The 21339-nt window shown below is 38.3% G+C and carries 20 protein-coding genes; 15 read left to right on the top strand and 5 right to left on the bottom strand.

Annotated features, from left to right (window positions below):
- The first annotated feature begins 47 nt into the window (after window positions 1-47).
- A complete protein-coding gene (locus N0O92_RS03785) occupies window positions 48-995 on the top strand; it encodes an NERD domain-containing protein (RefSeq protein ID WP_315613289.1) in 948 nt (315 codons plus the stop codon).
- Between the two features lie 80 nt (window positions 996-1075).
- Window positions 1076-1396 (top strand): type II toxin-antitoxin system HicB family antitoxin, encoded by a 321-nt coding sequence (locus N0O92_RS03790; RefSeq protein WP_315613290.1) that lies wholly within the window; start codon window positions 1076-1078, stop codon window positions 1394-1396.
- A 138-nt stretch (window positions 1397-1534) separates the two neighbouring features.
- On the opposite strand, the gene purU is transcribed toward N0O92_RS03790, so the two are convergent.
- Complete coding sequence (purU, locus tag N0O92_RS03795) at window positions 1535-2401, bottom strand: formyltetrahydrofolate deformylase (RefSeq protein ID WP_315613291.1); 867 nt, start codon at window positions 2399-2401, stop codon at window positions 1535-1537.
- A 161-nt stretch (window positions 2402-2562) separates the two neighbouring features.
- On the opposite strand from purU, the gene pulA reads away from it, so the two are divergent.
- Together pulA and N0O92_RS03805 are read left to right on the top strand one after the other, a co-directional pair.
- A complete protein-coding gene (pulA, locus tag N0O92_RS03800; RefSeq protein WP_315613292.1) occupies window positions 2563-4716 on the top strand; it encodes a type I pullulanase in 2154 nt (717 codons plus the stop codon).
- Window positions 4717-4847: 131 nt separating this feature from the next.
- Entirely contained in the window at window positions 4848-5642 is a 795-nt protein-coding gene (locus N0O92_RS03805; RefSeq protein ID WP_315613618.1) for a phosphotransferase family protein, read from the top strand.
- A gap of 110 nt (window positions 5643-5752) precedes the next feature.
- Here N0O92_RS03805 and N0O92_RS03810 read toward each other — a convergent pair whose 3' ends face one another.
- On the bottom strand, window positions 5753-6004 hold the full coding sequence (locus N0O92_RS03810; RefSeq protein ID WP_315613293.1) for a YtzH-like family protein: 252 nt from the start codon (window positions 6002-6004) through the stop codon (window positions 5753-5755).
- A 148-nt stretch (window positions 6005-6152) separates the two neighbouring features.
- On the opposite strand from N0O92_RS03810, the gene trmB reads away from it, so the two are divergent.
- Together trmB and N0O92_RS03820 are read left to right on the top strand one after the other, a co-directional pair.
- Window positions 6153-6794, top strand: coding sequence for a tRNA (guanosine(46)-N7)-methyltransferase TrmB (trmB, locus tag N0O92_RS03815; protein WP_315613294.1), 642 nt, complete (start codon window positions 6153-6155; stop codon window positions 6792-6794).
- Window positions 6795-6957: 163 nt separating this feature from the next.
- Window positions 6958-7806: a YtnP family quorum-quenching lactonase gene (locus tag N0O92_RS03820; protein WP_315613295.1), complete on the top strand. Its 849-nt coding sequence runs from the start codon at window positions 6958-6960 to the stop codon at window positions 7804-7806.
- A 91-nt stretch (window positions 7807-7897) separates the two neighbouring features.
- Here N0O92_RS03820 and N0O92_RS03825 read toward each other — a convergent pair whose 3' ends face one another.
- Window positions 7898-8203: a PepSY domain-containing protein gene (locus tag N0O92_RS03825; RefSeq protein ID WP_315613296.1), complete on the bottom strand. Its 306-nt coding sequence runs from the start codon at window positions 8201-8203 to the stop codon at window positions 7898-7900.
- Window positions 8204-8381: 178 nt separating this feature from the next.
- On the opposite strand from N0O92_RS03825, the gene N0O92_RS03830 reads away from it, so the two are divergent.
- Entirely contained in the window at window positions 8382-9455 is a 1074-nt protein-coding gene (locus N0O92_RS03830; RefSeq protein ID WP_315613297.1) for a M42 family metallopeptidase, read from the top strand.
- Window positions 9456-9546: 91 nt separating this feature from the next.
- Window positions 9547-10068 carry a DUF84 family protein gene (locus N0O92_RS03835; RefSeq protein WP_315613298.1) on the top strand — a complete coding sequence of 174 codons (522 nt, stop codon included), beginning with the start codon at window positions 9547-9549 and terminating at the stop codon, window positions 10066-10068.
- Window positions 10069-10393: 325 nt separating this feature from the next.
- Here the strand turns inward: N0O92_RS03835 and N0O92_RS03840 are convergent, their stop codons facing one another.
- Window positions 10394-10834 (bottom strand): YtoQ family protein, encoded by a 441-nt coding sequence (locus tag N0O92_RS03840; protein WP_315613299.1) that lies wholly within the window; start codon window positions 10832-10834, stop codon window positions 10394-10396.
- A gap of 129 nt (window positions 10835-10963) precedes the next feature.
- Between N0O92_RS03840 and N0O92_RS03845 the strand changes: the two genes are divergently transcribed.
- From N0O92_RS03845 to murC, 7 genes are all read left to right on the top strand, one after another.
- The gene (locus N0O92_RS03845) at window positions 10964-11470 is read left to right on the top strand and encodes a hypothetical protein (RefSeq protein WP_315613300.1); all 507 of its coding nucleotides are present in this window, start codon (window positions 10964-10966) and stop codon (window positions 11468-11470) included.
- 31 nt (window positions 11471-11501) lie between these two features.
- On the top strand, window positions 11502-12533 hold the full coding sequence (locus N0O92_RS03850) for a PTS sugar transporter subunit IIC (protein ID WP_315613301.1): 1032 nt from the start codon (window positions 11502-11504) through the stop codon (window positions 12531-12533).
- A 16-nt stretch (window positions 12534-12549) separates the two neighbouring features.
- A complete protein-coding gene (locus tag N0O92_RS03855; protein ID WP_315613302.1) occupies window positions 12550-12873 on the top strand; it encodes a thioredoxin family protein in 324 nt (107 codons plus the stop codon).
- Between the two features lie 332 nt (window positions 12874-13205).
- Entirely contained in the window at window positions 13206-14000 is a 795-nt protein-coding gene (locus N0O92_RS03860; protein WP_315613303.1) for a DUF1444 domain-containing protein, read from the top strand.
- 285 nt (window positions 14001-14285) lie between these two features.
- The gene (locus N0O92_RS03865) at window positions 14286-17183 is read left to right on the top strand and encodes a DNA translocase FtsK (protein ID WP_315613304.1); all 2898 of its coding nucleotides are present in this window, start codon (window positions 14286-14288) and stop codon (window positions 17181-17183) included.
- A 111-nt stretch (window positions 17184-17294) separates the two neighbouring features.
- On the top strand, window positions 17295-18407 hold the full coding sequence (locus tag N0O92_RS03870) for a nicotinate phosphoribosyltransferase (protein WP_315613305.1): 1113 nt from the start codon (window positions 17295-17297) through the stop codon (window positions 18405-18407).
- A 401-nt stretch (window positions 18408-18808) separates the two neighbouring features.
- On the top strand, window positions 18809-20104 hold the full coding sequence (gene murC, locus N0O92_RS03875; protein WP_315613306.1) for a UDP-N-acetylmuramate--L-alanine ligase: 1296 nt from the start codon (window positions 18809-18811) through the stop codon (window positions 20102-20104).
- A 62-nt stretch (window positions 20105-20166) separates the two neighbouring features.
- On the opposite strand, the gene N0O92_RS03880 is transcribed toward murC, so the two are convergent.
- Window positions 20167-21282, bottom strand: coding sequence for an aminopeptidase (locus tag N0O92_RS03880; RefSeq protein ID WP_315613307.1), 1116 nt, complete (start codon window positions 21280-21282; stop codon window positions 20167-20169).
- Window positions 21283-21339 lie beyond the last annotated feature (57 nt).

Here is a 21339-nt window from a genome sequence, read left to right on the forward strand (position 1 = left end):
CTAAGGATATAGTTGATTTTTTGAATAGAAAAGTTGGAGGTACGAGTGTGGCCCATTTAGTCAAACTAGAAGATTATATTTCTCGTTACCAATTTGATTTAAACCGTTATCCGAGTCAATTCACAAGAATGAAAAAGGAACGGTGGTATTACATAAAATCTGAATGGGAACAGGCGAATTATGATTCACTTACTGATATAGAATTTGTTGATAATGAAAAAGAGACAGAGCAAAGTCGATTTTTAGGGATGTTTCATAAAGTGAAAAATTGGTCCAAACGTTCACAGAGGAAGCAAGACGTAGAAGTTGAAATAGAAAATCAAAATGAACACTTGAAACAAATGAGCATAGAAGAAGTAAAAGATGAGTTTTTACGTGATTTGTATCATTCACAATTGCAATGGGCAAGTTCATCTTTATTAGAAGAGTCATCGTTACATCCGAAGTATAGAAGAGATGAATGGCTTCGTTTTTTTTCGCAGAAAATGCCTGATAACTATTTTCTTATGTATATGCCTGTTTTTTCCGTTAAGCATGCCCCGATCCAACTAGAGATTTTATTAATAAGTCCGACTGAGATCTATTGTATTTCTTTATTAGAGGGGGAGGAGCATAGTGTTTTTGAAGCGAGTTCGGAGCGGTTTTGGATTGAATATGTGAATAAGACACGACAAAAGCGATTAAGCCCCCTTATATCATTGTCACGGATGACTGGAGTAGTGAAAGGGGTACTTGAAGAAGAAGGCCTTGTCTTTCCTGTAAGAAATGTTGTTGTCTCAAAAAATAGCATGATTGATAACAAAGTACAAGGTGCAAAAGTGGAATTTATTGATCGCAGAAATTTCTCGAGTTGGTATGAAAAACTGCGTAAACATCCTTCGCCGCTTAAAAGCCAACAAATGAAGGTGACAGCGGCACTGCTTACTCATTGTTATACCCATTCATTTAGAAGGCAAGTAGACGAGAATAAAGATATAGATGAGATGGAAAGTTGATCTAGAGAACTAGAGAAAGTATAATTACGAGTGCGTTTTTTTTGTGATACGGAAAATTTAAGTAAGAAAGGAGAGTTATGTTGACAACAAGAGAAAATCGCGAAGTAAGAGAATACAGGCCAGAAGATTTCACATGGAGAGTTAGAGAAGTGAAAGATTGGCAAGGTGGAATAGAAATGATGATTGAAATTGATCAATTAGATGGATGTGTGAGTTTTGGCGAAACGGTAAAAGATGCCAAAAGTGGGTTGCGAGAGTCATTATATCTATGGCTTCGTACATATGGAGAGTCCCAGCTTCCAGATGTTCAAGGAGGGGCTCAATTAATCTACCTAGATCCACCTATGGAAGAGGAAGAATTCGACTACATTAATCGTGAACTACAGCTCTTAAAAGGGTAAGTTCTTTAATGCAAATTACTCTAATATACTAAATTTGTATACAAACGACGATTTTTTAATGAAATATTGTTTTAAGGGCACTGAAAAAGGTGAAAATCGTACCTTTTTCAGTGCCCTCCTAATAGGGGATGTCTAAAATTAAAAAACAACCGTTTTATTTCCATGAACAATGATTTGATCATTGACATGCCAGCTTACCGCTCTTGCAAGGGCGATTCGTTCAACGTTTCTTCCAGCTATACGCAATCGTTCAGTAGTATAACGGTGATTTACTCTTAGGACATCTTGTTCAATAATAGGTCCTTCATCTAAATCATTCGTTACATAATGAGCAGTTGCTCCAATCAGTTTCACCCCACGCTCAAATGCCTTCGCATACGGATTGGCACCGATAAAAGCGGGTAAAAATGAATGATGTATATTGATGATTCTTTGTGGAAATGTTCCAACAAAGTCAGGAGATAGAATCTGCATATATCGAGCCAAGACGATAAAATCAATGTTATGTGCGTGAAGTTGTTGAATGGCTTCTTTTTCGGCCTCTGCTTTTGTTTCCTTGCTTACAGGAATATGCACGAAAGGAATACCGTACGCTTCTACCTGTTCTTTTAAGTCGGGATGGTTGCTTATGACAATAGGAATATCAACGTCAATTTCATGTGCGCGCCATTTCCATAAAAGTTCAAGCAAGCAATGGTCTTCTTTTGAAACAAAAATAGCCATTCTTTTCTTCCTTGAACCTAGCTCCATACGCCAGTCCATTTGAAAAGGGCTTGCAATCTCTGTGAATGCAGTACGAAGTAAATCGATATCAAAAGAGTTCTCTAGCATTTCAAATTCCACACGCATAAAAAACATTCCGCCAGAAGGATCTGTAGAGTATTGATCCGATTGAACGATGTTTGCTTTTGCCTCATGTAAAAACGTTGAAACAGCAGAGACAATTCCAGGTTGATCATGACAAGAAATAAGTAAACGTACACTTGAGTTTGTATTGTAATTCATTTTGGTCCTCCAAATTCAATCAATACCTTTTCAATATAAAAAGAGAAGAGATGATAACTAAGTGAATGGTTTAGATAAGCTATTCATAACGTTATATAATAGTCGTATATTTAAAACTCCACTCAACGACACTTTCTACATAGAAAAGGGGGCTTTCATCATTGAAGCAAAAGAAGGAGTCATTTGTCAATCATCAAATCAAATCAGCCATTCTTTTAACAATGGACACGATCAGGGTTACACTAGAACCTTCACAATCAGGAGATGCGAAAAATTGGAAAATAGCTAATGAAGGAGGAGAATGGCCTCTTACAATTATAGAAGTAGCTGATCATACAATAGATTTGCTTCTTTCAAAGCCGTATGATTTTGACCAAACTAACATCGTTGTTTGTGATAGCGATACTTGTTACGTTGAAGTGAGAGATGTTGTTAGGACAGATGAATTTGATGATTTTTTTTATTATAGTGGTAACGATCTAGGAGTGACCTATACGAAAGAACAGACGAAAGTCGCTGTCTGGGCTCCGATTGCAACAAAGGTCAATATCTTATTATATAAAAAGTGGCATGACGAAACAGGGGAAAGGTACACTTGTTCTCGAGATGGAAAAGGTGTTTGGCGAGCGGAGTTAGATGGTGATTATGAAAGCATTTGGTATTTATTTGAAGTGTATGTGAACCAAAGTTGGCGTAAAGTGATAGATCCATATGCGAAATTCTTATCCATTAATGGCCAAAAAGCAATGATAGGGGACCATGCAAAGACACAACTTGCTCAATGGCCGAAACTAGAGCCATTATCATCGCCGAATGATATGATTATTTATGAACTACATATTAGAGATTTTACAATTGGACGAAATAATGGCATTAAGCATAAGGGGCAATTTGTAGGAATGACAGAAGAAGGAACGATGGATCCCCATCACCTTATTACTGGAATTGATTATTTAGAGAGAATGGGGATAACTCATGTAGAATTGTTGCCGGTTCAGGAATTTGGGAGTATTGATGAGAGCAATAGGCAAGATCCTAACCATTACAATTGGGGATATGATACCACTCATTTCTTTGTACCAGAAGGCAGTTACGCAACGGACCCGTACGACGGTTATTCTCGTAATCGTGAATTAAAGTTACTTATTGCCAGCCTTCATAAAAAACAGATTAGAGTTATTATGGATGTTGTGTTTAATCATTTATATATATGGGAAGATTCCCCGTTAGAGCAAATAGTTCCAGGTTATTTTTTTCGTCATACTGATGAAAATGAAATGAGTAATGGCACAGGAGTTGGAAATGATTTTGCAGCAGAAAGAAACATGGCAAGGAAAATGATTGTCGATGCCATTTCTTATTGGATAGAAGAATTTCATGTTGATGGGTTTCGTTTTGATTTAATGGGAATCTTGGATACAGAGACGATGAAACAAGTAGCAAAAGAAACGAAAAAAGCTACTAAGGATATTTTTATCCTTGGTGAAGGATGGGACCTTCCTACTTCTTATCCACCGGAATTACGAGCGATTACCGATCAGGCAAGAGAATTGCCTCAGATTGCTTTTTTTCAAGATCGATTTCGTGATGGGATAAAGGGGAGTACATTTGAATCAATACAACCAGGATTCGTTAGTGGAAATGATTTCTCAATTGATGAGATTGTAAGTGGAGTAAGAGGTAGTATGGAGCTATTTTCTAGCCCTAAACAAGCGATTAACTATGTAGAGGCCCATGATAATCATACACTTTGGGATAAGTTAAAGGAAATTCATCCTCATGAAGAAACAGAGCTTTTGCAAAAAAGACACCGGTTAGCAACGTCCATTGTTATGCTCTCACAAGGAATACCATTTCTTCATGCTGGCCAAGAATGGTTCCGAACGAAATATGGGTGTGAAAATAGTTACAATCAACCAGACTGGGTGAATCAATTTGATTGGAATCAACGAGCGTACTTTGAAAAAACAGTTAATTATATTCGAGGTCTTATTAAAATTAGACGTGCACATCCTGCTTTTAGAATGGAAACATATAAAGCTATAAAAGAACATTTTCATTTGATGTTAGTGGAGTCTGATTGTATTGCTTATCATTTGCGAAACTTAGGAGAATTAGATCGTTGGGACGATATCATCGTGATTCATAATGCAAGCCTGTATAAAAAGCGGATTCCACTCCCGAAAAATACAGATTGGTACGTAGTCGTTGACGATCATGCAGCTTCTCTGATACCATTAAGCAAAATAGGGGAAGACTGTGTAAACGTGTCTCCCTTGTCTACATGGGTTTGTGTAAATTATAAGACAAAATAGACTAGAGAAGATCATATACAATTAAAAATGAATATATCGTTTCTTTTAAACAATTTCTCCAAGGGTGAAATTTGAAATAGGTAAAAGTGATGAAATACGATATAATAATATATGATGGATAGTTTATGAAATTGAGGGTGAATTGGGTGGAACAATTTTTAGGAGATGGCTGGAAAGTTCAACCAGCTGGTGGTGCAACAGGTGAAGCATATATAGCCCAGCAAGGTGAACAGACTGTTTTCTTGAAAAGGAATTCGTCACCTTTTCTGGCTGTCCTTTCAGCAGAAGGAATTGTTCCGAAATTACTCTGGACTAGGCGCCTAGAAAATGGAGATGTCGTAACGGCACAGAGATGGGTGCAAGGTCGTGAGTTGAAAGCGTATGAAATGAAAGAAAGTCGAGTTGCTACACTTCTGGCGAAAATTCATGGATCAAGTGAATTGCTGGACATGTTTAAGCGAATTGGCAATGAACCGTTAACACCTTATGTGATTGTCGAAAATTTAAGAAGGCAGTTGCAAGCATTTCAAATAGAAGATGAGACGATAGAACAAGGTATGGAGTACTTATTGAGAAAGCTTGAGTCTGTTCTTCATGAACACTTTGTTGTTTGCCACTGTGATATTAACCATAATAATTGGATGCTAGATGAGGACGAACACCTTTATTTAATTGACTGGGATGGGGCAACCGTGTCTGATCCAGCACTTGATTTAGGACTTTTGCTTTATTCTTATATTCCTGAACATGAATGGCAATATTGGTTAAGTCAGTATGGCGTTATGCTAGAAGATTCGTTACGGAATAGAATGCATTGGTATGTAGTCTCTCAATCGATTTCAGTTTTGTTGTGGCATTTTGGTCGTGGTCAGTTTGAGCAAGCTGAACAATTAAAAGATTATATTAAAAGCCTTCTTCAAGACTAGAAGACTCACCGTTCTTCCATTATGGTGAGTCTTTTGGTTTGTTTGATTCGTATTGAATTTCCTCATTTCATGTAGATATTTCCTGAGGAATAAAAATAGATGCTGTCGAATTATTCGATGGATAAGACATTTAACCATTGTTCGACATCATTCTGTTCAAACGGTTCATGATTTAACTGGTGCTTTTGTTGAATGTGACCTAATGTCTCTAAAACAGTTGGTTGAAGTGATGCGTCATCACTTAGTGAAGATACCAAGCGCTCAATTTGCGCTGCCTCGTCTGTAGACATGTAATGTTCTGCAGCTTGGTTTTCCAATAAGTCTTTTAAAAGCTGTAATTTATCGTGGTTTGTAATTGGCATCCATGACACCCCTTTTAGTTAGTTTCATTATGCATTAATTTGTACGATTCAAGTAAAAGCTATTCAAAAATAGATGAAACCCATTTAGTATTTGTGACCTTTAAAAACAAGTTATCTGGAAACATCATTAAATATTGAGGTGATTATTTTGCGTTTACGTAATATACCTGGTGCAAAGGAAAGTTTACAACAACATCCTTCCATCATCATTCCTAACCCAAGTGAGAATAAAGGAAACTGGAAAGCGGTATTTGGTAACGACAATCCGATCCATGTGGAAGTTGGTACGGGCAAAGGTCAATTTCTAATTGGAATGAGTAAGTTGCATCCTAACGTTAATTTTATTGGGATTGAGAAATATGATAGCGTCTTGGTCCGAGCATTAGAACAAGCAAAAGAAGAGGAAAGGCCCAATTTGAAATTTCTTAATGAAGATGTAGAGGACATTCTTACTTTTTTTGAAAAGGCAGAAATAGAGAGAATCTTCATCAATTTTACAGACCCGTGGCCAAAAAACCGTCATGAAAAACGTCGTCTTACTTACAAGGGCTTCTTAGATATGTATAAACAAATACTTGTGAAAAATGGCGAGATTCACTTTAAGACAGATAACCAAGGGTTGTTTGAGTATTCATTAGAAAGTTTTTCTGGATATGGCATGACATTGCATCACGTTAGTTTGGATTTGCATCGTAGTGGAATGGAAGGAAACGTCATGACTGAATATGAGCAAAAGTTTTCAAGAAAAGGGATGCGTATTTACCGTTGTGAGGCGAAGTTTAGGGCATAAGTAAGAGAAAGTAAGACTAATATTATTTTAGGGATGTCTCAAAAGGGGAATGGTAGACCGTTTTGGACATCCCTTTTTCTTTATAAAAAGCTAGCACAGGAAATCCTCTCATACTTATCGAAGTAAATACGGCAAAACAGGTGAATGAAAGGGGAAGACAAAGATGGAACAAATGGTACGAAATGGACTAACAATCACATGGCTAAATGGCGGAGTTACTCATATGGATGGGGGGGCCATGTTTGGTGTTGTTCCAAAACCGTTATGGAGCAAAGCATACCCACATAATGAAAAGAATCAAATTGAACTCAGGACAGACCCATTTCTTATTGAAAAAGATGGATATCGTATTTTAGTTGATGCAGGTATAGGGAACGATCGCTTAAGTGATAAAGAAAAGAGAAACTTTGGCGTACTTGAAGAGTCATCCATTGAACAATGTCTTTCTCAATTAAATTTAACATGTGCCGATATTGACTTTATTTTAATGACTCATCTACATTTTGATCACGCGACAGGGTTAGTGAAAGAGGAACGAGGGCAAGATGTATCCGTTTTTGAAAATGCTGTCATTGTCACGTCTGAAATCGAGTGGAATGAAATGAGACAGCCCAATATTCGATCTAGGAATACATACTGGGAAAGAAATTGGAAACCGATTCAAAATCAAGTGAAAACATTTCAGAAGGAATTCGAAGTGATACCAGGAATTCGACTCATCCATACAGGAGGTCATAGTGAAGGACACAGCATCGTTATCGTTGAGCATGAAGAAGATACGTTTATTCATTTAGCGGATATTATGCCAACACATGCTCATTCCAATGTACTCTGGGTATTAGCTTATGATGATTATCCCGTAACGTCGATCCATGAGAAAGAGGCTTGGCAAGCATTCGCAAAAGAAAGAGAGGCTTTCTTTTTATTTTATCATGACTATAAATTCCGAGCGATAAAGTGGAATTCACAAGGGCAAGTGGTAGAAGTTATTAAGAGAGAGAAATATCAATAAAAGGGCTTCTCGTCATGAGCAGCCCCCCAAAAAGCAAATTGATATTTGAAGAAAGTGGGTAGGTAATTCTTTAAAAAGGAATATCTAAACATTATGAGGATTGTAAATCTAATAAAGTACCTGATTTTGTGTCGACTAAAAACTCATATTGCGTTGTTCCTTCCTCCGTTGTTGTGGATAATCCGCCGCGATATACCGTGTACGAAATATTATTGCGTTCCAATTCTTCGGGAATCATATGGATCCATGAACCAGAAATCGCATATTTTTTTGAAACGGCTTTTTTCACTTCTTTTAATGCTTTCTCAGGAGAGATTTTATCATTTTTTAATGTAGGACCGAGTATATATCCAGCTGCTAAGCCTATTCCTAATCCAGCAAAGAAACGTTTCATCATCGTTATCATCCTTTCGCGCTTGTTTGTTCTCACCTATTTAGTATATCCAAAATAGAGAAACGGTTTCAATCTATATGTTAAAACGTTCATGTATGATGTTGAAGTGGAATTTAAAAAAGCTTTCAGCTAAAATAAAGAGTGATACATATTATTCGGGAATCGAAAGGAGTTTGATCTCGTGAACCAAGATACGATGCAATTATTTAAAACACTTACAGAGCTTCAAGGGGCTCCAGGATTTGAGCATGATGTACGTAAGTTTGTACGTTCTGAAATGGAAAAATATACAGAAGAGATTATCCAAGATCGCTTAGGTAGTATTTTTGGTGTAAAACGTGGATTAGAAAATGGACCAAAGGTTATGGTTGCTGGTCATATGGACGAAGTTGGGTTTATGGTCACGTCTATTAGCAAAAATGGTCTGATTCGTTTTCAAACGTTAGGAGGCTGGTGGAGCCAAGTTCTTCTAGCTCAGCGCGTACAAATTATGACAGACAATGGTCCGGTTGTTGGTGTGATTGGATCAACCCCTCCACATTTATTAGAAGAAGCTCAAAGAAAGAAACCAATGGATATAAAACAAATGTATATCGATATAGGTGCAGATGACAAAGCAGATGCAGAAAGCATCGGCGTCAAACCTGGTCAACAAATTGTTCCTATTTGTCCATTTACACCAATGGCAAACAAGAAAAAAATATTGGCCAAAGCTTGGGATAATCGCTATGGTGTAGGACTATCAATTGAGTTATTAAAAGAACTGCAACATGAAGAGATTCCAAACCTTTTATATTCCGGTGCAACGGTACAAGAAGAAGTAGGACTAAGAGGGGCTCAGACAGCGGCTAACATGATTAAACCTGATATCTTCTTTGCGTTAGATGCGAGTCCAGCCAATGACGCAACTGGAGGAAAAGATGCCTTCGGTCAACTTGGGAAAGGAGCTTTGCTCCGAATTTATGATCGCTCAATGATCACGCATCGCGGAATGCGCGAATTTGTTTTAGATACTGCCGAATCAAACGATATTCCTTATCAGTATTTCATTTCTCAAGGTGGAACCGATGCAGGCCGAGTTCATATGTCAGGAGATGGGGTTCCATCTGCGGTGGTAGGTATTTGTTCTAGATATATCCATACAGCTGCTTCGATTGTTCACATTGACGATTATGCTGCAGCAAAAGAATTAATCGTGAAACTTGTTAAGTCAACAGATACTAGTACGTTAAAATCCATTACAGAAGGCGTTTAAATTGAAAAACAACAAATGAGGTTGGCAACTAGGGTAATTCCTTGTAGGTCAGCCTTGTTTTTGTTGAGATTAGAAAAGAGGTCGATCAAATATGAGAGTTGCAATCGGAACGAAAAATCCAGCTAAAGTACATGCAGTTCAAGATACACTTATAAGAGAAGGACATTCTTTTGTTAGCGTAAGTGTTGAATCTGGGGTCTCTCCTCAACCATTTTCAGATATGGAAACATTAGAAGGTGCCAAAAATCGTGCAAAAAAAGCACTTGCTATTACAGACGCTGATTTGTCATTTGGATTAGAAGGAGGAGTTCAGGAATCGGAAACGGGGCTACTACTCTGTAATTGGGGTGTACTTCTTCATAAGGATGGAGGAGAATGGCTTGCAAGTGGGGCTAAATTCCCATTACCAAGTTATGTGGCAGATAGGCTACGACAAGGCGAAGAGTTAGGTGTAGTGATGGCAGATGTAACGGGAAATTTAGATATTAGAAAAAAGGAAGGAGCGATTGGAATTTACACAGGGGGATGGGTAAGTAGAAAAGAACTCTTTGCTCACCTCGTTAGGTTGTTATATGGGCAATATATTTCTTCACTCGAACCGTTTAGTCATTAGAGATTTGTTTGTTAGTTTAGCATAGTGATTACCTTAGTAATTTCCATAAAATGTAAAATAATTGACACAAATCATTTCGTCTGCCTTATTACTTTCTTATTACAATAAAAGTGGGAGTAATGATTATTGTAGTAAGAAGGGGGGGGCAGTCATGCCGGGAAGTCTTTTGTCAGTTGTCCTTGTTTTCACAGGAGCTATTTATGTAATAAGTATTGCCATGGCTATTGGAATGTTTAAATTAGCAGAAGGTACAAAATAAGAGGAACTCTCTACAATTGAATTCGAAGGTGCCCTACTTGGTCTGAGACAAGTAGGGCACCTATTATTATTCAAAAATATAGGTTAATGCTTGAAGCGCTTGTTCTGGCGTTTCAACGACTAGCTGAGCTTTATTAGCTAACTCTTTTAAAGGATGATGTAATTTTGGATCGCGAATAAGAATGACAGGCTTCTGTAACGTTATAGCTGTTGCCGCATCCATCGCAGAATTCCACTGTTTATATTGTTCTCCGAAATAAGCAATGACCACATCAGATTTTGATAGCAGAATTTGTGTACGTAAATTATTGATGCTAGAAGCTGCTTCATCCCTTAGAATTTTTGTTGGTTGCTTTCCTAAAATTTCTTCTCCGATTTGATCGGAGCGGTCATGGTCTTCCATCGGACCCGTGAAGGTAAGAGGGAGGTTGCGAACGCGAGCTTGTTCTCGTATCACCTCACGCCAAGGATTATGAATTTCTCCAGCTAAGTACACCGTTAGCTTCATATCAGTCTCTCCTTTGTTCTAGATTTGTGTTAATTGTAACGTAATAAGAGAAAGTTGTCTTGTCAGGTTGTGTCTGTACGGGTATTATTAGGTAGAATTGTGTAAGATAAGAAAAAAGGAGTGTAACAATTGAATAAGAAAGTTTGGCAAGTTAGCGTACTCATCTCTTTCCTAGTCTTCTTAGTTGGTTGCCAAGTCACAGAAGAAGAGGCGTTAGAGTTAGGCCAGTTAGCATTTCTTAACAACTTAGAAGAAGAGATTGAACCTAATACAGAATTATCCATGTCTGAGCTTTATTTACCTAGAGGCTTTGAAGTGATGGAAGATATAGAATACAATGCATTAATTCAGAGTGGTGAGCAATTATTTGTATTATTTCATCAGCCGACAGAACCGAGAACAAGCAATGTACACTTAGAACGTGATTTGCCAACTGCAGGAGGCGCACTTCTTTATGATCTTAGGGAAAGCGAAGATCAATTGGCTTACATAATTGTTACGGAAGAGGATGAAGACCAATTGTTTGTTATCGTTACAGTTGGTGGTGCAAAGATCTCAACACTGACTACATACAGGGAGTTAGAAGTTAGTATAGAAGCGATGACAGCCATCGTTCAATCATACGAAGCTAAATAATCAACTTATAAGGTGCAGGAGGAATTTCGTAGTGACTACTTTTCTTAAGAAAAAGGGAATAGACCTTTCCTGGCGTACGTATTTCGTTACAGCACTAAGCCACATGGCATTAGGACTGTTTGCTTCTCTTATTATTGGTTTAATCGTTCGAACAGCCGGGGAACAACTTGCTCTGCATACGGGATTAGAGACGACAGGCTTGTGGTTACAAGATGTTGGATCACTGGCAATGGGGCTAATGGGGCCAGCAATAGGCGTTGCTGTAGCCTACGGGTTAAAGGCTCCTAAACTAGTGGTTTTTGCAACGATCGTAAGTGGAGCAGCCGGAGCTCAGTTAGGTGGACCAGCTGGTGCTTTTGTAGCGGCTGTTATTTCAACAGAACTCGGGAAGCTAGTTTCAGGAGAAACCAAATTAGAAATTATTGTTACACCGCTTGTTACCATTTTATCGGGTTATTTATCTGCTTCTTTAATTGGTCCTTGGATTCAAGCTGGACTGCAGCAATTTGGTGCCCTCATCATGTGGGGAACAGAACAACAACCTATTTTAATGGGGATTATAGTTGCTACATTAATGGGACTAGCTTTAACCGCTCCGATTTCAAGTGCAGCTTTAGCGATTATGCTAGAATTAGAAGGGATCGCAGCCGGAGCTGCAACAGTAGGATGTGCAGCGCAAATGGTTGGATTTGCTGTAAGTAGTTATCGTGAAAATGGATGGTCTGGTCTAGTTTCATTAGGGATAGGAACATCGATGTTACAAGTGCCGAATATCGTAAAAAATCCATTTATTTTAATTCCGCCAACTGTAGCGGGAGCGATTTTGGCCCCAATAGCAACAGTAGGATTTGGAATGACTAATAATCCAGCAGGTGCAGGAATGGGGACAAGTGGTCTGGTCGGACCAATAATGACATTTACTCATATGGGCTTTTCGATGAATGTACTATTAGGTGTAGTGTTACTGTATTTTATTGGACCTGCTATAATTAGTTTACTCATAGCCGAATGGATGAGAAAAAAAGGAACCATTCGTTTAGGAGATATGAAAATCGATCAATAACAAGAGGAGTGTAAGTATGGAGAAACTACAAAGTGTCGAACAATTTAAAGAAATCGCTAGTAAAGAATCAGCTATTTTTATGTTTTCAGCTGACTGGTGCCCAGACTGCCGTGTAATTGAACCGGTACTACCAAGAATTGAAGCTGACTTTCCAAGCTTTTCATTTTACTATGTAGATCGAGATCAATTCATTGATCTATGTGGTGAATTAACTATCTTTGGAATACCAAGTTTCCTAGCATACGTAGATGGCAAAGAAGTAGAAAGATTCGTAAGCAAAGATCGCAAATCACAAGAAGAAATAGAAGAATTCCTAACAAAAGCAGAATCACATATTTAAGAAAAAATACCCAAAAGGTCGCTTTTTACCTTTTGGGTATTTTTTCGATGCGATGAGCGAAGCCGCCGTAATGTCTTAAGCCTGAAGGAGTGAACTTCTCCTTAAGGCGCACGGCGAGTGAAGCCATCGCAACATGTTCGCACAGATAAAGGCTACAAAAGGTCGCTTTTTACCTTTTGGGTATTTTTTCGATGCGATGAGCGAAGCCATCGCACAGCTGAAAGCTAAAAAAAGTCGTACTTTCCTATTAGGAGATACTTTTATTAGTTCAGGAATTTGGTTCGCCTTTTTCTTTCTGCTAAAATAAAGGAGATAGAAGGAGAGGATTATGAATGGAAATGAGACAATTTCGAAAAGAGATTGAGCAAAGGTTAACAAGAGATGGTTGGACCATTATCTATGATCATAAAGAGTCGACGTTACGAATTGAGGATGTTGAGATAAAAAAAGGAGTAACTTTATCATTAAAGCCTTTGCTGGCTAAATGGGAAAGAAAAGAGTTTGGATCTATTGATGAAGTAGTTCGTTATGTAGAAGTGGGGCTTGAAGCAATGAAAAACAAGCCTAGTTTAACAGGAAATGAAAAGCGAATCTTCCCAGTTATTAGATCTACTTCATTTCCGACAAAATCCAAGGAGGGAGAAGCACTTTTATATGATGAACATACGGCTGAGACGAGAGTTTATTATGTCGTTGATCAAGGAGAATCGTATACGTTAATTCTAGAGAGTATGTTAGAAGGAACATCATTTTCGAAAGCGAAAATAAGAGAAGTTGCGATGTTTAACGTTCGTTCATTGCCACAACCATTAAAAGAAGATACTGTAGCAGGCAATCGTTTCTTTTTCTTACGTGCAAAAGATGGATTTGATGCTAGTCGCATATTGGATCAATCGTTGTTAGAAAAAATGGAAAAACAGGCAACAGGTCAATTAGCTGTTGCGGTACCTCACCAAGATGTTCTGATTTTTGCTGATATTGTCAATGAACGTGGATATGATGTGCTAGCACAGTTGGCCTTGCAATTTTTTGGAGAAGGAAGAGTTCCTGTAACTGCGCTTCCTTTCCTATACGAAAATGGGGAATTAGAACCAACTTTCATTTTGGCGCAAAGAAAACCGAAATAGAATGGGAGATTCCGGTGACAAATACTCTTATTATGATACAATGGAACGGATAGGAACAAGACGAAGAGAAGCTTCATACGTACATGCTTTAAACTAATGTATGTAAAACGATTCATCTCTGAAATTGGTGCTGTGTTCAAATGAACGTGAAGATTAGGTTGTCTCAAACCAAAGCTTATGTGGTTGAGTCAACCTTTTTTCCATCATGCGTTAAAAAGAATTGAGTTAAGAAAGAGAGTGGTCACAATGCGAACATTGCATCGCTGGATGAGGAGACTCCAACAATTGATTAATGGGGAAACTGAAGAGGAAAAGAAAGTGGATACGCAAACAGGAGAGAAAAGGATAAGAAATACATATGAATCGTTTCCGATAGAGAGCAGAAAAAGTGAATCAAAGGTCGTTTACCAATATCCAAAGCAAGGCAACTTCCGCTTTCCCGTTATCGACGACGAGCCTAAAAAAAGAAGAGAGAAGAACAAAAGAGTTCCAGAAACTACGGAGAAACGGCAACCAAATCGCCCTGTTACAGCAACAAAACAGGAAAAAGAGCCGGAGCGGAAATGGAATCCAAACTCAGAATTTAAGCTTACTGCGATTCCTTCTCCTATTTATGGATTCAAAGAACGAGAGACGGCAAAAAGTAAATTAGGAGATAGCGTATCTGTCTTACCATTTGAGAAAAAAAAGCAACAAGACGAGCCAGTTCATGCTGTGAATACGCTAGAAGAGTTGACAAAAGAGCATGTAGAAGAAGCTAGTTTTATGAATGAAACACTTTCTACTGAGACACAAGAAGCTGTAATGAAGAACAAACCAACTGTTGAGATAAAAGAGCATATAGAAGAGATACAAGCAGCTGTAGTAGAAAAGAAATCGTATGGAGTTCCTTCTGTTCTAGAAGAAGCGTTAGCAAGAGCAACAACAGAAGAAAGTGTGTTTGGTGATATTCTTGAAAAGGCAGAAGTGGAAGAAGCCACGGAACAATTAGGTATGAAGCTAGAACAGCTAGAGAGTACGACAGAGCATCAAGAAGTAGAGACTGAAGAAGATAACCCAGTGTTATATGAAGAAGAACCACCAAAGCAAGTAGTGACGGATGTAAAAGAAGAGAAGATTGAAGAAGATAACCTAGTGTTATATGTGGAAGAAGAATTACCAGAACAAGCAGTAACAGATTTAAAAGAAGTAGAGATTGAAGAAGATAACCCCGTGTTATATGAGGAAGAAGAATTGCCAGAACAAGCAGTGACTGATCTAAAAAAAGTAGAGATGGAAGAAGTTACTCCAGTGTTATATGAGGAGGAAGAACCACCAAAGCAAGTAGTGACGGATTTAAAAGAAGTAGAGATTGAAGAAGATACTCCAGTGTTATATGAGGAAGAAGAATTGCCAGAACAAGCAGTACCTGATCTAAAAGCAATAGACAATGATTTTACAAAGGATGAAGAAAGAGAGAGCGATACAACACCTTCTCAAGAAGTTCATGCTGAAACAGTGGAAGCTGCTGCTCCTGCTCCTATGAAGGAAATTTTGCCTAAAGAAGAAATGAATCAAAAGGTTATTAAAAGCGAGGAGACAAGGTCTCAAGAACAAGACGAGAAATACATTGAATCTAGTAAACAAGCAGAAGCAAGTAAACGCGAGGGAAATAGCGAGTCAAGTCAGAAAAAATCGATTCCTTTTAATGTAATGATGCTTCCGCAAGATAAGGCAAAGAAGAAACAGGCGCCTGTTGAAGTCTTACCTAAACCAGAGTCACCTCTTTACTCTTATCCGAGTATTCAGCTGTTAAATTATCCAGAGTTACAGGAACAAGATGAGTCTCAGTGGCTTGAAGAACAAGGAGATATATTAGAAGAAACGTTACAAAGCTTTCATGTTGATGCGAAGGTGGTTCACGTTACAAAAGGTCCGTCTGTTACCCGCTTTGAGGTCCAGCCAGGCCGTGGTGTGAAGGTAACAAAAATTACAGGGTTAACCGATGATATGAAGCTAGCACTAGCTGCAAAAGATATTCGGATTGAAGCACCCATTCCAGGTAAAAATACAATCGGTATTGAAGTACCTAATCGAAATTCTACACCGGTATTTTTACGTGAAATTTTACGGAGAAAGGATTTTATTCGTTCTGAATCGCCTTTAACGGTTGCATTAGGTCTGGATATATCAGGTCAACCAATCGTTACAGACTTAAAGAAAATGCCTCATGGACTTGTTGCAGGAGCAACTGGTTCAGGAAAAAGTGTTTGCATTAATTCGGTTTTAATTAGTTTGTTGTTTAAAGCGACCCCAGACGAAGTAAAATTGCTTTTAATTGATCCGAAGATGGTTGAACTAGCTCCTTATAATGGATTGCCACATTTGGTTACTCCAGTGATTACAGATGCCAAGCAAGCAACAGCTGCTCTAAAGTGGGTAGTACTTGAAATGGAACGTAGATATGAATTATTCAGTCAGCAAGGTGTTCGTGATGTAGGTCGGTATAATGAAATTTACTCTGAATCACCTGAGAAACCAGCTCTTCCATTTATTTTAGTTGTTATTGATGAATTAGCTGACCTTATGATGGTCTCTCCACAAGAGGTAGAAGATTCAATCTGTCGTATCGCTCAAAAAGCACGTGCTTGTGGTATTCATCTCTTGTTAGCAACACAACGTCCATCCGTTGATGTTATTACTGGGTTGATAAAAGCCAATATTCCAACGAGAATAGCGTTTTCTGTTTCTTCTCAAACGGATTCTAGAACCATTCTAGATATGGGCGGTGCAGAACGTTTGTTAGGGAAAGGGGATATGCTGTTTCATGAAAATGGTTCTCCTAAACCAGTTCGTGTACAAGGTACCTTTGTTTCCGATCAAGAAATAGAAGATGTTGTTGCTCATGTGAAAAAACAAAGAGAACCAGAGTATTTATTGCAGATCGATCAATTAAAACATGTGGCACATGGAGAAGCGGATGATGAACACTTTGAGGAAGCATGTTACTTTGTCATTGACCAAGGATCTGCATCTGCATCTAGTTTACAAAGAAGATTCCGTGTGGGGTATAACCGTGCAGCTAGACTCATTGATATGATGGAGGAAAGAGGCATTGTATCTGAAGCAATGGGCAGTAAGCCTCGACATGTTCTTGTAGATGAGATCGGACTTGAAGAACTACTGTATCATAAAGAAGGGTAGAGATCGTTTACTAGATTTTGCCTTGTCTAAATGATAAAGGTTCTATATGATAGTAAGATAAAACGTTGCCTATTCTACTGTTGAAAGGTCGAAAGCAAGGGGTATAACTCGATGAAAGAAATTACACGGAAATTGAATGGAGAAATAAAACGTTTAACAAACGAAACTTTTAAATTTGATGAACGTGTTCAAGAGGGATGGTTCTCTGCCGTTTATTTTTTAAAAACACGAGAAATTGTGGAAAAGTATCGTCCCAATAACCTGGTTACTATGCAGTTTTTTCAAAGAGACCATGCTGTGTTATGTGGGACAGATGAAGTGATTGCTTTAATTAACACTTTTGCTAAAAATGCAAACGATCTTGAACTGAGGTCATTAGAAGATGGGGATAAAATTAAACCCTTTGAAACGGTTTTTACGATAACCGGAAGATATGAAGATTTTGGGTACCTAGAAGGAATCATTGATGGAATTTTTGCCAGACGAACGTCGGTTGCAACAAATGTGTACAATGTTGCCCAAGCAGCCAGTCATTCAGGTTTCCAAAAACCGATCATTTTCATGGGCGATCGTGATGATCATTTTACCCAACAAGCTGGAGATGGCTATGCGGCGTTTATTGGAGGATCAAAAGCTCAAGCTACTCATGCGATGAACGAATGGTGGGGCAAAAAGGGGATGGGCACGATGCCTCACGCGTTGATTCAATTGTTTCAGGGAGATGTCGTTGCTGCGACACGTGCTTATCAAGAGACATATCCTGATGATGATTTAATGGCTCTTGTAGATTACAACAATGATGTCATCACAGATGCACTAAAAGTAGCTAGGGAATTTGGTTCCGAATTAAAAGGGGTCCGTGTTGATACATCTCGTACGATGGTCGATCAGTATTTTTGCCGCAAGCCAGATGTAATGGGTTCTTTTGATCCACGTGGAGTTAATCCAACTTTGCTCTTTGCATTAAGAGAAGCATTAGATAAAGAAGGCTATCATCATGTGAAGATCATTGCTACTGGTGGGTTTACAGCCGAGCGTATTAAAGAGTATGAAGAAGCGGGTGTTCCCGTTGATATTTATGGTGTTGGCGGAAGCTTGTTAAAATTAAATATAGGATTTACTGGAGATAATGTTTTGTTAAACGGAGAGCATGAAGCAAAAGCTGGAAGGCGCTACCGCGACAACCCACGATTACAGGTCGTAGATTCATTTGTTGGAGTATAAGACTTTGTAATAGGGATAATAGGTGGACGTGCCTAACCTACTATATGAGTAACTAAGTAGGCTTTCTAAAGATAGAGGTTGTTCATAGAACAGCCTCGTCCTTTCGAGCGTTTATGTACGTTTATTATTGGAGTACATATGATAATTTAAAGTGTTTTAGGGACAGAAAGAAGTTTTAAAACAGTCCCTCTACTTAATTGGGTCTTTTCTTTGCGTTCTATCATATACTATGGGGTGAATGCAGAAGAACGGCTCGAATTGGTGCTAGCGTCGTTTTCTGATATAATGGAGCAATGCAAATGTTTAAAGGGTCTATTTATCGCGACGAATGAATCTTTTTTGAACAATTGTACTGCCACCATTGGACGCAAGAAAACCATGTGAATTTTGGAGGTCCAACTATGACAAATTACCATTTTATCGGTATAAAAGGTTCTGGAATGAGCGCACTAGCTCAAGTTTTACATGATATGAATGAACACGTTCAAGGGTCAGATGTGGAGAAGCAATTTTTTACGCAACGTCCTCTTGAACAAAAAGGAATTAATTTGTTACCGTTCGAGCGTAACAATATTAAAAGTGATCAGCAAGTTATTGTATCGGCTGCCTATGGCGATGATCACGAAGAAGTACAAAGAGCACACGAACTAGGAATTGAAGTAAAGCCATACCCAACGTTTCTTGGTGAATTTATTCAACGTTTTACAAGTATTGCGGTTACAGGTGCTCATGGTAAGACATCAACAACAGGCTTATTAGCACATGTCTTAGGCTCAGCGTTCCCAACATCTTACCTTATTGGTGATGGGACAGGTAAAGGGGAAGAAGATTCCACATATTTTGCCTTTGAGGCCTGTGAATATCGTCGTCACTTTTTAAATTACAAGCCTGATTATTGTATTATGACAAATATTGATTTTGATCACCCTGATTACTTCAAAGATGTTCAAGATGTCTTTTCTGCTTTTCAGGAAATGGCGATGCAAGTGAAGAAGGCAATCGTTGCTTGCGGAGATGATGAGCACTTACAAGGCATTCATGCTAATGTACCGGTTGTTTATTACGGCTATAATGATGATAACGACTTTCAAGCTCGTAACGTTGAAACGACACCGGAAGGAACTCATTTCGATGTGTTTGTGCGAAATAGTTTATACGGGTCATTTACGATTCCGGGATACGGGAAACATAATGTCCTAAATGCGTTGGCTGTTATTGCACTATGCCATTATGAAAATGTACCGGCTGAAGTCGTCGCAACTCATCTAAAAACATTTAAAGGTGTAAAGCGTCGTTTTACGGAAAAAGTAGTTGATAAGCAAGTTCTAATTGACGACTATGCTCACCATCCGACAGAAATTGCAGCAACGATTGAGGCTACGAAGCAAAAGTATCCTGATCACAATGTTGTAGCTATTTTTCAACCTCATACGTTTACGAGGACAAAAACATTTATCAATGAATTTGCCGAGTCTTTAAAGCAAGCTGACTTCGTGTATTTATGCGATATTTTTGGTTCAGCAAGAGAGCAAGCAGGCACTTTGACGATTAATGATTTAAAAGATTTAATCCCGAATGCGAAGCTCATAACGGAAGACTCGATTGAAGTACTTAAAAATCATGAAAATAGTGTTCTTCTCTTTATGGGGGCAGGAGATATTCAAAAGTTCCAGCAAGCATATGAGAGTACGCTTTAAAGATTTTTCAACGCAAAGAAGGGTGACTTGACGTAAATATAAGTCAAGTCACCCTTCTTTTTTTATTTTAAGTTCTCAGGATTTAATGCTTCTAATTCTGGCAGGACAAAACGGCCATCTTTTCTAATCAGTACGTCGTCAAAATATATTTCTCCTCCGCCATATTCAGGTCTTTGAATCATAACAATATCCCAATGAATGCTTGAGTTATTACCGTTGGAGGCTTCCTCATAGCATTGGCCTGGCGTAAAATGAAAACTGCCATCAATTTTTTCATCGAATAAAATGTCCTTCATTGGATGTTGAATGTATGGATTGACTCCTATAGCAAACTCCCCAATAAATCTAGCTCCCTCATCTGAATCGAGGATTTTGTTAATTCGTTCCGTGTCATTAGCAGTAGCTTCGACAATCTTACCATTTTCAAAAGTAAAGGAAATGTTTTCAAACGTGAATCCTTGATATGGGGAAGGTGTGTTGTATGTAATCGTTCCATTAATAGAATCGCGAACTGGCGCTGTATACACTTCTCCATCTGGAATGTTTCGTTTTCCTGCACATTTAATGGAAGGAATGTATTTGATAGAGAATGTTAAATCTGTACCAGGTCCTTTAAGTTGTACTTTATCGGTGCGGTCTAACAAGGAAACTAAGGAATCCATCGCTTGATCCATTTTACTATAATCTAAATTACAAACGTTAAAATAAAAATCTTCAAATGCTTCGGTACTAGTATTGGCTAACTGTGCCATAGATGAACTAGGGTAGCGTAAAACAACCCATTTTGTTTTAGGAACACGAATTTCTCGATGAACTTTTGTACCTACTGTTTTTCCATGTAACGCCATTTTATCACTAGGTACGTCTGCTAGTTCTGAAATATTATCTCCAGCACGTAGTCCTATATAGGCATCCATTTCACTCATCACTTGAGCTTCAAAAGTGGCCATCATCGCAAGTTGTTCCTCTTGTGCTCCCATTAATAATGAGCGATCTACCTGGTGGTCCTTTAATAAGACGAATGGAAATCCACCGGCATTATAAGCTTCTTGAACTAAGGCCGTAACTAGCTCGCGTTGAAGTCCGAAATTTTCTATTAATACTTTCTCTCCTTTTTGTAATTCGACCGAGTAGGTAATTAAGTTTTTGGCTAATACTTGAATTCTAGGGTCTCTCATTCAAATTCCTCCTTATACATTCACTTTCTTATTGTATACGATTATGGGAAAACATAA

Origin of the sequence: Alkalihalobacillus sp. MEB130 (assembly GCF_032335535.1) — a bacterium.
In the GTDB taxonomy this organism is placed as follows: domain Bacteria; phylum Bacillota; class Bacilli; order Bacillales; family Bacillaceae_D; genus Halalkalibacter.

Excerpts from the sequence above, each read along its gene's own strand:
- murC (WP_315613306.1), top strand. The coding sequence starts at position 18,809 with ATGACAAATTACCATTTTATCGGTATAAAAGGTTCTGGAATGAGCGCA.
- purU (WP_315613291.1), bottom strand. The coding sequence starts at position 2,401 with ATGAATTACAATACAAACTCAAGTGTACGTTTACTTATTTCTTGTCAT.
- N0O92_RS03855 (WP_315613302.1), top strand. The coding sequence starts at position 12,550 with ATGGAGAAACTACAAAGTGTCGAACAATTTAAAGAAATCGCTAGTAAA.
- N0O92_RS03820 (WP_315613295.1), top strand. The coding sequence starts at position 6,958 with ATGGAACAAATGGTACGAAATGGACTAACAATCACATGGCTAAATGGC.
- N0O92_RS03835 (WP_315613298.1), top strand. The coding sequence starts at position 9,547 with ATGAGAGTTGCAATCGGAACGAAAAATCCAGCTAAAGTACATGCAGTT.
- N0O92_RS03870 (WP_315613305.1), top strand. The coding sequence starts at position 17,295 with ATGAAAGAAATTACACGGAAATTGAATGGAGAAATAAAACGTTTAACA.
- N0O92_RS03825 (WP_315613296.1), bottom strand. The coding sequence starts at position 8,203 with ATGATGAAACGTTTCTTTGCTGGATTAGGAATAGGCTTAGCAGCTGGA.
- N0O92_RS03860 (WP_315613303.1), top strand. The coding sequence starts at position 13,206 with ATGGAAATGAGACAATTTCGAAAAGAGATTGAGCAAAGGTTAACAAGA.
- N0O92_RS03810 (WP_315613293.1), bottom strand. The coding sequence starts at position 6,004 with ATGCCAATTACAAACCACGATAAATTACAGCTTTTAAAAGACTTATTG.
- N0O92_RS03880 (WP_315613307.1), bottom strand. The coding sequence starts at position 21,282 with ATGAGAGACCCTAGAATTCAAGTATTAGCCAAAAACTTAATTACCTAC.
- N0O92_RS03840 (WP_315613299.1), bottom strand. The coding sequence starts at position 10,834 with ATGAAGCTAACGGTGTACTTAGCTGGAGAAATTCATAATCCTTGGCGT.